Origin of the sequence: Pantoea eucalypti (genome assembly GCF_009646115.1) — a bacterium.
Lineage (GTDB): Bacteria > Pseudomonadota > Gammaproteobacteria > Enterobacterales > Enterobacteriaceae > Pantoea > Pantoea eucalypti.
Genome location: NZ_CP045720.1, coordinates 1,810,649 through 1,824,773, shown reverse-complemented (window position 1 = coordinate 1,824,773; position 14,125 = coordinate 1,810,649). Strand labels below are relative to the sequence as shown.

The 14,125-nt window shown below is 55.8% G+C and carries 10 protein-coding genes; 3 read left to right on the top strand and 7 right to left on the bottom strand.

The genetic code is table 11. The features are described from left to right. Window positions 1-94 precede the first annotated feature (94 nt). The 3 genes from prc to EE896_RS08390 all read right to left on the bottom strand — a co-directional run bounded on the left by prc (window position 95) and on the right by EE896_RS08390 (window position 3,455). A complete protein-coding gene (gene prc, locus EE896_RS08400) occupies window positions 95-2,134 on the bottom strand; it encodes a carboxy terminal-processing peptidase (protein ID WP_003852677.1) in 2,040 nt (679 codons plus the stop codon). 19 nt (window positions 2,135-2,153) lie between these two features. Continuing rightward, window positions 2,154-2,858, bottom strand: a complete 705-nt coding sequence (proQ, locus tag EE896_RS08395; RefSeq protein ID WP_003852676.1) for an RNA chaperone ProQ — start codon at window positions 2,856-2,858, stop codon at window positions 2,154-2,156. Between the two features lie 96 nt (window positions 2,859-2,954). Next, window positions 2,955-3,455 (bottom strand): GAF domain-containing protein, encoded by a 501-nt coding sequence (locus tag EE896_RS08390; protein ID WP_003852675.1) that lies wholly within the window; start codon window positions 3,453-3,455, stop codon window positions 2,955-2,957. Between the two features lie 213 nt (window positions 3,456-3,668). Between EE896_RS08390 and yebS the strand changes: the two genes are divergently transcribed. The 3 genes from yebS to rsmF all read left to right on the top strand — a co-directional run bounded on the left by yebS (window position 3,669) and on the right by rsmF (window position 9,247). Further along, entirely contained in the window at window positions 3,669-4,913 is a 1,245-nt protein-coding gene (gene yebS, locus EE896_RS08385) for a membrane integrity lipid transport subunit YebS (RefSeq protein WP_003852674.1), read from the top strand. Beyond that, window positions 4,882-7,515, top strand: coding sequence for a PqiB family protein (locus EE896_RS08380; RefSeq protein WP_003852673.1), 2,634 nt, complete (start codon window positions 4,882-4,884; stop codon window positions 7,513-7,515). Before yebS ends, EE896_RS08380 begins: the two co-directional genes overlap by 32 nt. A 304-nt stretch (window positions 7,516-7,819) precedes the next feature. Beyond that, the gene (rsmF, locus tag EE896_RS08375; RefSeq protein ID WP_197739808.1) at window positions 7,820-9,247 is read left to right on the top strand and encodes a 16S rRNA (cytosine(1407)-C(5))-methyltransferase RsmF; all 1,428 of its coding nucleotides are present in this window, start codon (window positions 7,820-7,822) and stop codon (window positions 9,245-9,247) included. Between the two features lies 1 nt (window position 9,248). Here rsmF and EE896_RS08370 read toward each other — a convergent pair whose 3' ends face one another. The 4 genes from EE896_RS08370 to EE896_RS08355 form a co-directional block, all read right to left on the bottom strand. Further along, a complete protein-coding gene (locus EE896_RS08370; RefSeq protein WP_003852671.1) occupies window positions 9,249-9,896 on the bottom strand; it encodes a metallophosphoesterase in 648 nt (215 codons plus the stop codon). Between the two features lie 277 nt (window positions 9,897-10,173). Then, window positions 10,174-10,386, bottom strand: coding sequence for a DUF1272 domain-containing protein (locus EE896_RS08365; protein WP_003852670.1), 213 nt, complete (start codon window positions 10,384-10,386; stop codon window positions 10,174-10,176). A 145-nt stretch (window positions 10,387-10,531) separates the two neighbouring features. After that, on the bottom strand, window positions 10,532-11,881 hold the full coding sequence (locus tag EE896_RS08360; RefSeq protein ID WP_110411351.1) for an MFS transporter: 1,350 nt from the start codon (window positions 11,879-11,881) through the stop codon (window positions 10,532-10,534). 141 nt (window positions 11,882-12,022) lie between these two features. After that, window positions 12,023-14,053, bottom strand: coding sequence for a choline transporter (locus EE896_RS08355; protein ID WP_003852668.1), 2,031 nt, complete (start codon window positions 14,051-14,053; stop codon window positions 12,023-12,025). Window positions 14,054-14,125 lie beyond the last annotated feature (72 nt).

The following is a 14,125-nucleotide window of genomic DNA, read 5'->3' as shown; positions in this document are numbered from 1 at the left end:
GGCGGCTTCTCGCGCGCTAATCATTGGTTAATGGAAACTTTTTCGGACGCAAAAAAAAGCACCGCTTAGCGGTGCTTTTTCTGGCAACAGCGGCTTATTTCGCCGCGGGTGCGTCTGGCTGGGATTTCTCCAGCTGGGCAAGATCATTTGCGATCTTCACCGTCTCGTCGAGATACGGATCCGGCTCTTTATAATCTTTCGGCAGCTCATCCAGGTTTTTCAGCGGTTTTTTGCCTTCTGCCTGATAGCGCGCGTTGATGCGCTCCAGTCGTGATGCATCATCTTCGTGGTTCTCTTTCTCGCGCTGAGCAAGATTAAGTGACACGATATTGCGCTTATCTTTCAGGGCATTGTAACGGGCAATGTCCTTCATGATGTACTGGAACTCGCGATCCTGTGCGATGCGATCAGCATGCTGCTTCGTCAGCTGCGCAACCAGCGGTTTAACATCACCGGTTTTGGTGTAGGTTGCCGCTTTGATGCTGTCCCACGGCAGTGCGTTATCCTCAAATTTCTCACCGGTTTCAGCCGCTTCTACGCCGGTTGGCATCAGCAGATCCGGCGTGACGCCTTTGCGCTGTGTACTGCCGCCGTTAATGCGATAGAACTTCTGGATGGTATAAGAAACGGAGCCTAACGCTGGCCACTCCGGACGCAGCATCTGATCATAGATGCGGTTCAGAGAGCGATACTGCTGAACGGTGCCTTTACCAAAGGTTGGCTCGCCAACAATCACTGCACGACCATAATCCTGCATCGCGGCAGCGAAGATCTCAGAGGCTGAGGCGCTGAAGCGATCGACCAGCACCACCAGCGGACCTTTATAGTAAACAACGCCGTCGTTATCGCTGTCTTCGCGCACCCGACCATTGTTGTCGCGAACCTGCACCACCGGACCACTCGGAATAAACAGGCCGGAAAGGGATACCGCTTCGGTCAGCGCGCCGCCGCCGTTGGTACGCAGGTCGATGACCACGCTGTCGACGTTCTGTTTCTGCAATTTCTGCAACTGGACCTTCACGTCGTCGGTCAGACCGACATAGAAGCCAGGAATATCGAGCACGCCGACTTTCTGCTTGCCGACATTTTTAATGGTCAACTTCACCGCACGGTCTTCCAGACGGATTTTCTCACGCGTCAGCGTGACAGTACGGGTTTTCGTGCCCTTACCGGCTGGCAGAACTTCCAGGCGCACTTTGCTGCCTTTAGGCCCTTTGATTTTTGCAACAACATCATCAAGACGCCAGCCGATAACATCTTCCATTGGCTTGCCTGGCTGCCCGACACCCACAATGCGATCGCCAACGGTAATGGCTTTGCTTTTCGCTGCCGGACCGCCTGCCACCATTGAGTTGATCACGGTGTAGTCGTCATCCATCTGCAGAACCGCACCGATGCCTTCCAGAGAGAGGCTCATCTCCGTGTTGAACTGCTCGGTGTTACGCGGCGACAGATAGCTGGTGTGGGGATCGATTTCGCGGGCGAAAGCGTTCATCACCAGCTGGAAAACATCTTCACCGTTGCTCTGGGCCAGACGGCGGATCGCGAAGTTGTAACGCTTAGTCAGAACGTCGCGAATCTCATTGTCGTCTTTACCGGCCAGCTTCAGGCTCAGCTGGTCATATTTAACCTTGGCATCCCAGAGCGCGTTTAGTTCAGCCTCATTTTTCGGCCATGGCGCTTTGGCGCGGTCAATGTCGATAGTGTCATTGCCGCTGAAATTCATCGGACGCGCCAGCACCGTCAGCGCATATTGATAGCGCTCAAAACGGCGCTTCTGCGCCAGATTATAAATATCGTAAAAAAGATCCAGCTTGCCACTGCGGAGCTCATCGCCCACGGTGGTTTTTTTGCTGGCAAACTGCGCCACATCCGATGCCAGCAGCACATTGTGGCTGTAGTCGAGCATGTTCAGATAGCGATCAAAAATTTTCGCTGAAAAGTTCTGATCCAGATCGAACTGGCGATAGTGGGAACGGGTAAAGCGCGACGTGACGCGCTCACTGACAGTGGGATCCTGCGGGTCTTCGTGAAGCTGGGGAATCTGGTCGGCGCGCGTAATGTTCTCTGCGCCGAAGGATGGGCCTGCTAATAGCAGGCCCGCAATAAGTCCAACTTTAAAAAGGGTGTTCATGCCGGGGTTAGCCTCCGTTTCAGAACTGCAAGTGTTCTGCGCGCACAATCATTGCCATGCCGGAAGCGAGCTGGACCCGAACGCCGTCTTTTGATACTTCAAGAACGGTAGCGTCCATCGCACTTTTGCCTGCTTTAACTTTAATACTCTGGCCGGGTTGCAAAGTTGAGGTATCAGTGATGGGTCGGGCTTCCTGCTCCGGACGTGGGGCTGGCTTGCGATGCTGTGAAGCGGTCGCACGCGGTGCTGCAGTGGTCTGCGGACGCGGTTTACGCGCAGCGTCACCTTCTGCAGGCTTACGAGCCGCGGGCTTGCGTGGACGACGCGGTGCTGCGCCCTCTTCGCTTTCACCGGCTTCACGACGTGCAGCGCGCTGCTGGTCACGCTGCGCCTGGACGCGGGCTTTCGCTTCTTCCAGCTGCTTGCGTGCATGCTCTACGTGTTGCTCATCCAGCACGCCACAGGCGTTGCCGTCGAGATCGACACGGATAGCACCGGCTTTAATGCCGTACAGATAACGCCAGCTTGACGTATAAAGACGCAGCGCGGAACGCAGCTGTGTTTTGCTCAGACCCATTTCGCCCTGAACACGCTCGACCAGATCCTGAAAGATACCGATTTTGAGCGGACGCGCTTCACCTTCAGCGCTAAAGCAGTGCGGAAAGCGCTCCGCCAGAAAAGTGATGACTTCTTTACTGCTATTCAACTTAGGTTGATTTTCCATGAAATTTCCTGATTACAACGGGTTTGCCGACCAGCGCAGGCATGAACAGGCGACATTATAATGACAACATCGCTAAATGCCATGTGATCCAGTCGATTAGCTGCGCGTCAGCTGCAGATATTTTTCTAAGTCGCTGTTCGCAAGCACTTCACAAAGCCCATCAGTCAGTGTGACCAGCCCCGATTCGTCTTCGCTGTCAAAGCGATTGTATGTCACGCTGTCGATGTCCAGCACGCCAACCACCGTGCCATTCACTTTCAGAGGAATCACAATCTCAGCATTGCTGGCAGCGTCACAGGCAATGTGGCCCGGGAAGGCATGCACATCGTCAACGCGTTGCACTTTTTCTTCTGCCAGCGCCGTGCCACACACACCTTTACCGACCGGAATCCGCACACAGGCAATTTTGCCCTGGAAAGGACCCAGCACCAGCGTATCGGCTTCCGTCAGCAGGTAGAAACCCGCCCAGTTCACGCCATCGAGACGTTCATACAGCAGCGCGCTGAAGTTTCCCATCGCGGCGAGGAACGCCGTTTCTCCCGCCAGTAAGGCGCGCATATCGCGATTCAAATCGGCGTAAAAGGCAGTTTTGTTCATTATCCAACCGTTACCAATGACATCTGTACAGGAGATACAGACCGTTCGTTAAAAATAAGTTTTAAATATCCAGAGCCACAAGGTGAATCATAGCGTTAGTTGCTATACCCTTAGCATTCTGTGGATCGAAGCGTGATGCCCGAGACAGGCACACAGACAATGTCTTAATGACCGATATCTGTTACTTCTGAAGAGCGAAGATTGCATCACCCTATGAAAATTCACGCTATCAGCCAGACATTGCCTCACGCACGTTATCAGCGTTGCCCGCAATGCGATACCCTTTTTTCCTTACCGGATGTGAAATCGCATCAGTCGGCTTATTGCCCGCGCTGTAACGCCGAGATTCTCAGTGGTCGGGACTGGTCAATGACTCGCCTTATGGCGATGGCCGCCACCATGATGGTATTGATGCCCTTTGCATTCTCATTGCCGCTGGTGGATATCCGGCTGCTTGGCATGCGCATCAATGCCAGCGTGCTGGAAGGCGTGATCCAGATGACCCAGCAGGGTGATGTACTGACCGCCTCAATGGTGGCGTTCTGCACCATCGGCGCACCGGTGACGCTGGTGGCTGGCATCTGTTATCTCGGCATTGGTCATCAGCTTGGTATGAACCTGCGACCGGTGCTGCTGATGCTGGAGAAGCTGAAAGAGTGGGTCATGCTCGATATCTATCTGATCGGCATCGCCGTGGCGTCGATTAAAGTGCAGGACTATGCGTCGCTGGAGATCGGTTACGGGCTGGCAGCTTACATTGCCCTGACGGTACTGAGCGTGCTCACGATGATCCACCTGAATATTGAGCAGCTGTGGGAGCATTTCTACCCGCAACGTCCCGGCAATATGGCCCGCAACGAGATGCAGGTCTGTCTGAACTGTCACAACACGGGCGTAGCCGATGAACGGGGCCGCTGCCCGCGCTGCCATACGCCGCTCGACTTCCGGCGCCGTCACAGCCTTCAGAAATCCTGGGCCGCACTGATCGCCTCGATTGTGCTGCTGATTCCTGCGAACCTGATGCCCATTTCCGTGGTTTATCTGAATGGTTCACGGCGTGAAGACACGATCTTTTCCGGCATCCTGGGGCTGGCTGAAGGCAACATTCCGGTGGCAGCAATTGTTTTTATCGCCAGTATTTTAGTGCCCTTTATCAAGGTGCTGGTGATGCTGACGCTGTTGCTCAGTATTCATTTTCGCTGTGAACAGGGGCTGAGAACCCGCATACGGTTACTGCGCTTTGTCACCTGGGTTGGCCGCTGGTCAATGCTCGATCTGTTTGTCATTTCGTTAACCATGTCGCTGGTCAACCGTGATCAGCTGCTGGCTTTTACCATGGGACCGGCGGCGCTGTTTTTTGGCGCGGCCGTCATCCTGACCATTATGTCTGTTGAGTGGCTGGACAGCCGCCTGCTCTGGGATGCACATGCAACAGGAAACGCCGACTACACCGACTAACGCCACGCTGCGCAATAAGCGTAAAATTTCGCCTTTCTGGCTGCTGCCGATCATTGCGATGCTCATCGCAGGCTGGCTGCTCTGGGCTAACTATCAGGAGCGCGGCACCACCATCACCATCAATTTCCAGACGGCGGATGGTATCGTGCCGGGCCGCACACCGATCCGGTATCAGGGTGTGGAAGTGGGCACCGTGCAGGGCATTAATCTCAGCGACGATTATCGCCGCATTCAGATTAAAGCCAGCATCAAAAGCGATATGCGCGACGCGCTGCGTGAAGACACGCAGTTCTGGCTGGTGACGCCTAAAGCCTCACTGGCAGGTGTGTCGGGGCTGGATGCGCTGGTCGGCGGTAACTATATCGGGATGATGCCAGGCAAAGGTAAACCCAGCGAGGCGTTTACCGCGCTGGATACTCAGCCTAAATATCGCGTGAATACCGGCGAACTGATGATTCATCTGCATGCGCCGGATCTTGGCTCGCTCAATACCGGCTCGCTGGTCTATTACCGCAAAATTCCGGTTGGCCGTGTTTATGACTACAGCATTGATAATAAGGCTGATGGTGTGGCAATTGATGTACTGATTGACCGTCGCTTTATCAATCTGGTGAAGACCAACAGCCGCTTCTGGAACGTGTCGGGCGTCAATGCTGACGTCAGCCTGAGCGGCGCTAAAGTCCAGCTGGAGAGCCTGGCAGCGCTGGTGAATGGTGCAATTGCGTTTGACTCCCCTCAGGGTTCGGAAACCGCCAAAGCGGAGCAGAATTACCGGCTCTATCCCGATCTGGCACACAGTCAGCGTGGCGTTCAGATCACACTGGACCTGCCTGACGGAAAAAATCTTAAGGCAGACAGCACTCCGCTGATGTATCAGGGCCTGGAGGTCGGCACACTGACCAAACTGAACCTGCTGGATGGCGGCAAAGTCACCGGCGAGCTGACCATCGATCCTTCCGTGGTGGGTCTGATGCGCAGCGGCACCCGCATTGAGATGCACAGCCCGAAAATCAGCCTGACGGATACCAGCCTCAGCTCCCTGCTGACCGGCAACACGCTGGAACTGGTGCCTGGCGAAGGCGAGCCGCAACAGCACTTCACCGTGCTGCCATCCAGCGAGACCCTGCTGCAGAAACCTAACGTGCTGACGGTCAAACTCAGTGCACCGGAGAGTTATGGTATCGACCAGGGCCAGCCGCTGATGCTGCACGGTATGCAGATTGGCCAGGTGATATCACGTTCGCTGGATGAAAATGGCGTTAACTTCGTGGTGGCGGTTAATCCTGAAAATCGCGATCTGGTGCATGGCGACAGCAAATTTATCGTTAACAGCCGCCTTGATGTGAAGTTTGGCCTTGATGGCATGCAGGTGTTAGGCGCCAGCGCCCGTGAGTGGGTGGATGGCGGTATCCGGCTGGATCCGGGCAAAAAAGGTGAGCCGAAGAGTGCCTATCCGCTGTTCGCTGATGCTGAAAAAGCGGAAGAAGGCATCACAGGTGATGGCCCTTCTACAACGCTGACGCTGACCGCCAACAGCCTGCCTGACGTGCAGGCCGGTTCTGTCGTGCTTTATCGCAAGTATCAGGTGGGGGAAATTGTCAAAGTCACACCGCGCGCGGATGCCTTTGATATTGCGGTCCACATCCAGCCGGAATATCGCAAGCTACTGACCAGCGAGAGCGTGTTCTGGGCTGAGGGCGGCGCACGTGTGAGCCTTAACGGCAGCGGCCTGACGGTGCAGGCATCGCCGCTTAACCGTGCGCTGAAAGGCGCAATCAGCTTCGACAATATGAGTGGTGCGCAGTCGGCCAAAGGGGCAAAACGCGTGCTCTATCCGTCTGAGACGGCGGCACGCGCGGTGGGCAGTCAGATTACGCTGCACACCTACGACGCCAGTAAGCTCTCGGCCGGTATGCCGATTCGTTATCTGGGAATTAATGTCGGCCAGGTGGAGTCACTGTCGCTGAGCAAAGATAACAACCAGGTCGTAGCGAAAGCGGTGCTCTATCCGGAGTATGTGAATGATTTCGCCCGTCTCGGCAGCCGTTTCTCCGTGGTTTCACCAGAGATTTCCGCCACCGGAGTGAATCATCTGGAAACCCTGTTGCAGCCTTACGTTAACGTGGATCCAGGCAAAGGCGGTGCGGTGCGCACCTTCGAGCTGCAGGAGAGCACGATAACCGATTCACGTTACCTGAATGGCCTGAACATTTATGTTGATGCCACGGAGGCAGGCTCGCTGTCGCTGGGCACGCCGGTGCTGTTCCGCGGTGTCGAAGTGGGTACGGTGACCGGCACCTCGCTGGGTACGATGGCAGATCGCGTGCAGATCGCCCTGCGCATCAGTAAGAAGTACCAGCATCTGGTGCGTAATAACTCGGTGTTCTGGCAGGCGTCCGGTTACAACCTCGACTTCGGCCTGGTGGGCGGCGTGGTGAAAACCGGTACCTTCCAGCAGTTCATTCGGGGTGGCATTCAGTTTGCGACGCCGCCGACGGTGCCGCTGGCACCGCAGGCGAATCCGGATAAACACTTCCTGCTGCAGGATGAAGCGCCGAAAGAGTGGCGTAACTGGGGAACGGCGATTCCGTCTCCGCGTTAATTGAGTCTTAACGGGCCGCTTCTTTCAGACGGCTCAAAACGTAAAGCGATGGGAGTATACGCCTGTAGCAAAGCATCGCGGCCCAGGGATGGGCCGCGCTGAGCATGCCAGGGATGCCCGGCCCTCGCCATCCCTGGCGCGGGACGCTTTCCTCTTCTGCCCGTGTTCCCTGCGCGTTGAGTTTATCCGTTGCGGTCAGATTCACCCTGATTTGGGTTTGTCAGCAGCCTCAAACGGGCAGCAAGGCTACCCGTTTCCTTTCCGCATGATACACTGCCGCCTTTGCCTTAACTGGAATGTGCCCGTGTCCGAAGCTTCTTCGTTTTTCCCCGCCGATTTTCTCTCGTTAATGCGTCAGAGCCTGCCCGATGAGGCGAGCTTCGCGCAATTTATTGCGTACAGTCAGCAACCCCTGCGCCGCAGTATTCGCGTCAATACCCTGAAGATAAGCGTGGCCGATTTCCTGAGCCAGACTGCAGGTTATGGCTGGCAGCTGACGCCCGTGCCGTGGTGCGAAGAGGGATTCTGGATCAGCCGGGAAGATGAGAGCCTGCCGCTGGGCAGCGTCGCTGAGCACCTCAGCGGCCTGTTCTACATTCAGGAAGCCAGCTCCATGCTGCCGGTAACCGCCCTGTTTGACGCTCAGCCAGAGGTCAGCGCGGTGATGGATATGGCGGCGGCGCCGGGTTCTAAAACCACCCAGATCGCTGCGCGGATGGGCAATCAGGGCATTATCCTGGCAAACGAATTCTCATCCAGCCGGGTAAAAGTGCTGCACGCCAACATCAGCCGCTGCGGCGTCAGCAACAGTGCCTTAACGCACTTTGACGCGCGGGTATTTGGCCCAGCATTGCCGGAACAGTTCGACGCCATCCTGCTCGACGCGCCCTGCTCCGGCGAAGGGGTGATTCGCAAAGATGCTGACGCGCTGAAAAACTGGTCGCTGGCCAGCACAGAAGCGATCGCCGATACTCAGCGCGATCTGCTCGACAGCGCCTTTCACGCACTCAAAGCGGGCGGCACGCTGGTTTACTCGACCTGTACCCTGAACCAGATTGAGAATCAGCAGGTGATTGACTGGCTGTTGCAGCGCTACCCGGATGCAGTTGAGGTCGTGCCGCTGGAGGGGCTGTTTAGCAGTGCCGAAAAGGCCGCGACGCCAGAAGGGTATCTGCATGTCTTCCCGCAGATGTTCGACAGCGAAGGTTTCTTCGTGGCCCGTCTGCGTAAAACCGCATCGGTCGAGCCCCTTCCAGTGCCAGGTTATAAAGTCGGTAAGCTGCCCTTCTCTCACCTTAGCCGCAAACTGGAAAGTGAGATCGCGCAGGCCGCCGCGGCCGTCTCTATAAGATGGGATGACTCACTGGAGCTGTGGCAGCGTGATAAAGAGATCTGGCTATTCCCTAAAGCCGTCACCCCGCTGCTTGGCAAAGTGCGGTTTTCACGCATTGGCCTGAAGCTGGCAGAAACGTTTGCCAAAGGCTATCGCTGGCAACATGAAGCGGTGATTGCACTGGCGCAGCCCGATACGACGCAGACCTTTGAGCTAACGGCGGCAGAGGCGGAAGAGTGGTATCGCGGCCGGGATATCTATCCGGAAACCGCACCCGCAAACAACGAGATGATTGTGACGTATCAGCACCAGCCGCTGGGGCTGGCAAAGAAAGTCGGTACCCGCATCAAGAACAGCTACCCACGTGAACTGGTTCGCGACGGACGCCTGTTCCGGTAACTCATTTTAGTCGCAGCAGGGTCAGATGATTGCCAAACACTGCACCGGTATCGATATAGTGCAGATTGGCAATCGTCAGCGATTGTTTTAGTGGCGTGTGCCCAAAGTAAAAGGCGTCCGCGCCACGGATGCCTGCCTGTTCACCTGACTCAATACCCTCCAGCCGCTGACGGCTCCAGACCACCTGTTGCCAGTCGAGTGGCTTATTGAGCGCGTATTCCTGAGCAGGATAATCCGCATGAGCAATGACAATAATGCGCTCGCCGAGTTGCAGATGAAGGATCAGCGGCAGCTCGCGGCAGCGGCGCAGCGCGTGACGTGCCGCGATCAGCGCCGCACCACGCAGACGAAAAAACCAGTCTCCCCCGTTCATCTGCCAGAGCGCCATCTCCTGGCCCTGCAACGCCGACAGCGCCATCTCCTCATGATTTCCCCGTACGCAGCGAAACCAGGGTTCCTGCAGCAGCGCCAGACAACCCAGACTGTCCGGCCCGCGATCGATAATGTCGCCAACCGAAATCAGTAAGTCCTGCTGCGGATCAAACTTATGCTGCTCCAGCAATAGATCCAGTTCGCGACGGCAACCATGCAGATCGCCAACGACCCAGATCCGCCGCCACTTCGCGCCATTCAGGACGTGGTAACACATCGCTGCCCCCGCTTCTCTGCTGAAAATATCCCCAAAGTATAGTCAGAGCTCAACCTGAACCGGCATGGGGAAAAGGAAAGCAGAGTGCAAAGGAAGCAGGCAGAGAGTGTAAGGCTATTGGGGAAAGAGAAATAATGGTGGTCAAGAAGTGCGTCCCTTCCGGCGCTTATCTCCGGCACTCAGTTAAGGTGGTAGCTCTGTAAGGGACGTAATTTATGATAACGACATCAGAGACGACAGGCTATTCTGTCCGAAACATTTTCGTTGTCATTTGAGATCAACTGCGCAGTTTAGCCGGGTATTTTTGCAACTTCTCTGCCGGACGCACCGGACGGCGCACCAGTTCGCCGCTGCAGTTGGGACAAATATGCGCGAGATGCTCATCGCAGTCAGCGCAGAATGTGCATTCAAACGAGCAGATGCGAGCCGCCAGAGAGGATGGCGGAAGATCAACATCGCAGCGTTCACAGTTGGGGCGAAGTTCCAGCATGGTGTATCTCCTGAAGAAGTGTATCCGTCAGCATCGCGTTTACTGGCCCGGATGTCGAGCCAGTAAACGGACAGGTATGTACCACATCCGGACATCATGCCAGTAACGAACCGACAACGGCGAGCAAGGCAATGCCGTGCAGACGCTATTTTTGTTGCTGATTCTCTTGGGCATCACCCGTCGAAGGTTCTTCGTCACCTGCGCCCTCGTCACTCTCACCTTCATCGTCCGGCGCCTGACCGCCCATCGACGCCTGAATGACCTCCTCTTCCAGCGTCGGGATTAACGCCGCACCCAGTGGCGACGTAGCCAGACTGTCAGGCATCACCACGTGCGGCAGCGGCACTTCAGTCGTCGGAAGCGGGCCTGGCGCACGAACATAACTCAGTCCGCCGATCACCAGCGCGCAGAGCATAAAGAAGAGATAGAGCATATTGCTGCCGAGCGGCTCCATCAGCGCGCCCACCACCAGCGGCCCGATACTGGCGCCAATACCAAATGCCATCAGCAGACAGGCGGTTAACGAGACACGACGCTCGGGGGCAACCTGATCGTTGGCCAGCGCCACCTGCAACGGATAGAGCGCAAACTGCATCATGCTGGCAGCAAAGGCGATGCCGATCATCCAGTGGAAGGTCAGGTGCGGCAACACCACCAGCGGCACGCAGGCTACGGCAAACAGGATGGCAATGATAAACAGCAGTCGCTGACGATCGAAGCGGTCAGAAAGCCAGCTCAGCGGAAATTGTGATACCAGACCGGCAAAAATCGTCAGACTCATAAAATAGCCGGTCTGGCTGGTAGTAAATCCCTTGCTGCTGCCGTAAACCGGTGCCAGGCCGTAGAACGCGCCAATGGCCATACCGGTCACCATTGTGGTGCCGAGAAGTTTGGGGATCGCATGGATAAAGTAGCCCAGTTCCATTGGCGCAGGTGTCATCGGCCTGACGTGAGTGCGGGTCGTCAGGGCAATTGGTACCAGACAGAGTGCGAAACAGAGTGCCACAATCAGCAGGGTGCTGACGCCAAAGCCCGTTTGCAGGCTCAGAATCACCTGTCCGCCACTGAGTCCAAGATAGGTGGCGACCATGTATAAGCCAAAAATCATGCCGCGCTGCGATGATTCCGCCTGATCGTTAAGCCAGCTCTCCAGCACCATGTACTGACACATCATGCAGAGCCCGATAATCAGACGCAGAAAGACCCACAGCGGAATAAAGTCGGTGAGCCCGTGACCAACCACAGACGCGGTAATGATCCCGGCACAGGCCACGTAGGCGCGTATATGGCCGACGCGGGCTATCAGGTTGTGCCCCACTTTGCCGCCGATCACCAGTCCGATGTAGTTGGCCGCAATGATTGAGCCAATCAGCGCGCCGTTGACATGCTCGCTGGCCAGCCGTAATGAGACATAGGTGGTCAGCAAACCGGAACCGAGCAGCATCAGCAACGTGGTCGTGTAAAGCGGCAGAAACGTACTGAATATTTTTCCCATCATGACTCCCTGTCTGTGCTTTTCTGGCATCAGGCCAGAAAGCCCTAAAGATAGTCGATTTCGTCAGGTGAACACGGTTAGTTCAGGACGACGGTAGCGAAAAAAAAGCCCGCCAGCAATTGCTCACTGACGGGCCCTGATTCAGACGCTCGGGAAGCTGATGTTGCTGCCCGGTGCTTCACGGTTGAGATGGATGAAGTTCAGGTGTCGCTCATACTGATCCAGTATGTCGATGATCACCTGCTCTTTGCTGTAATCCATCAAGTCGTTGCCCTGACTGCCCTCCATCAGGAAGGTTTCCAGGCGGTAGTAGGTCGACTTACCGCTCCGGGCGCGATAGGTAAAGCCCGGGATCGAATATTGCTGCGGCCAGACCTGATAGACAAAGTCCTGCTCTTCGCCCAGATGAACGCGCAGATCCAGATAGCCAATCGGGTTAGCCTCATCAGCCTCAACGCTTTCCAGCGTGACGCGGCCATCACGCAACTCCAGCTCCTTCGCCACCTCCTGCATCGCCGGATAAATGGTCTTTTCCATCATCTGCTGGGTGTAGCGCGAGCCAGGATAGTTCATCAGACGCGACAGGCGTTTCTTCCAGGTCAGACGATCGGTGGCATGCGCCAGATAAGGCGCAGTGTCGCGCGTGGCGCTGGCCCGACGGTGGTCTTCAATCTTCAGAGATTTAAACAGCCCGGCCATCACAAAGAAGATAACAAAGCTGAACGGCAGCCCCATGATCACCGTGGTGTTCTGCAAGGCAGTGATACCGTTGGTCATCAGCATGCTCAGGGTCAGTACCCCAATCGCCACAGACCAGAAGATGCGCAGCCAGTTCGGTGCATCGCTATTGATGTCTTTCAGGCGTGAGGTGAAGTTACCCAGTACCAGCGAACCGGAATCCGCCGAGGTCACATAGAACAGCATACCGGTGATGGTGGCGATCGATGCGCTGAGTTTAAACGCCGGATATTGCGCCAGCAGGCTATAGAAGCCGCGTTCTGCATGATTCATCACTTCCTGCGCAAACTCGGTATTGCCATGAATGATCTGATACAGCGCGGCATTACCGAACACAGAGAGCCACAGCAGCGTAAAGGTGAAAGGAATAATCAGCGTGCCCAGTACGAATTCACGGATGGTACGACCGCGTGAGATACGTGCCAGGAACAGGCCGACAAATGGCGACCAGGCCACCCACCACGCCCAGAAGAAGAGCGTCCAGCTGTTCATCCATTGGGTCGGACGATCAAAGGCAAAGGTATTAAGCGTCATGCCCATAAAGCGGTTGATGTAATCGCCGACGTTCAGTACCAGCGCATTCAGCAGGAACTCGGTGTTGCCAAAGAACAACACAAACAGAATCAGCCCCAGAGCCATGATCACGTTGAGCTCAGAGAGAAAACGAATTCCTTTATCGACGCCTGATGTGACAGAGATTGTAGCGATCACGACGGAAAGGACTATCAGCGCAGCCTGTGCGGTCAGGCCTTCCGGAATATCAAACAGCACTTTCAGGCCGTAGTTCAGCTGTACGACCCCTATCCCTAATGTGGTGGCGATACCAAAAATGGTGCCGACCACGGCTGCGATATCCACCGTGTGACCAATCGGGCCATAGATGCGTTTACCAAAAATAGGATAGAGCGCCGAACGGATAGTCAGTGGCAGATTATAACGATAGCTGAAGTAGCCCAGTGCGATGCCCATCAGTGCATACATCGACCAGCCGGTCAGTCCGTAGTGGAACAGCGTCCAGACCATCGCCTGACGGGCCGCTTCAAGGGTCTGCCCTGCGCCCTCCGGTGGCTGCATGTACTGCGTCACCGGTTCAGCGACCGAGAAGAACATCAGGTCGATGCCGATCCCGGCGGCAAACAGCATGGCAGACCAGCTGAGCACGCTGAACTCGGGTTTGGAGTGCTCAGGCCCGAGCTTGATCGAGCCAAAGCGTGAGCAGGCCATGTAGAGCACAAACACGATATAGAGCGTGGCAGCCAGCATGTAGTACCAGCCAAAGGTGGCGGAGACCCAGTTTACCGCCTTGAGGATCCAGCTCGCGGCCAGTTCACTGTAGAGAATCGTCACAAGTGAAAACGTCAGAATCAATCCGGCAGAGGTATAAAATACAACGGGATTGAGTCTGTCTTTTTCACCGGCAGGTGGATTATTCATCGATTACCTCTGGTTAATGTCCTGAAAATACGCAATGGATACGTTGTGCCGCCCCCGGACTACGGGCCGTGC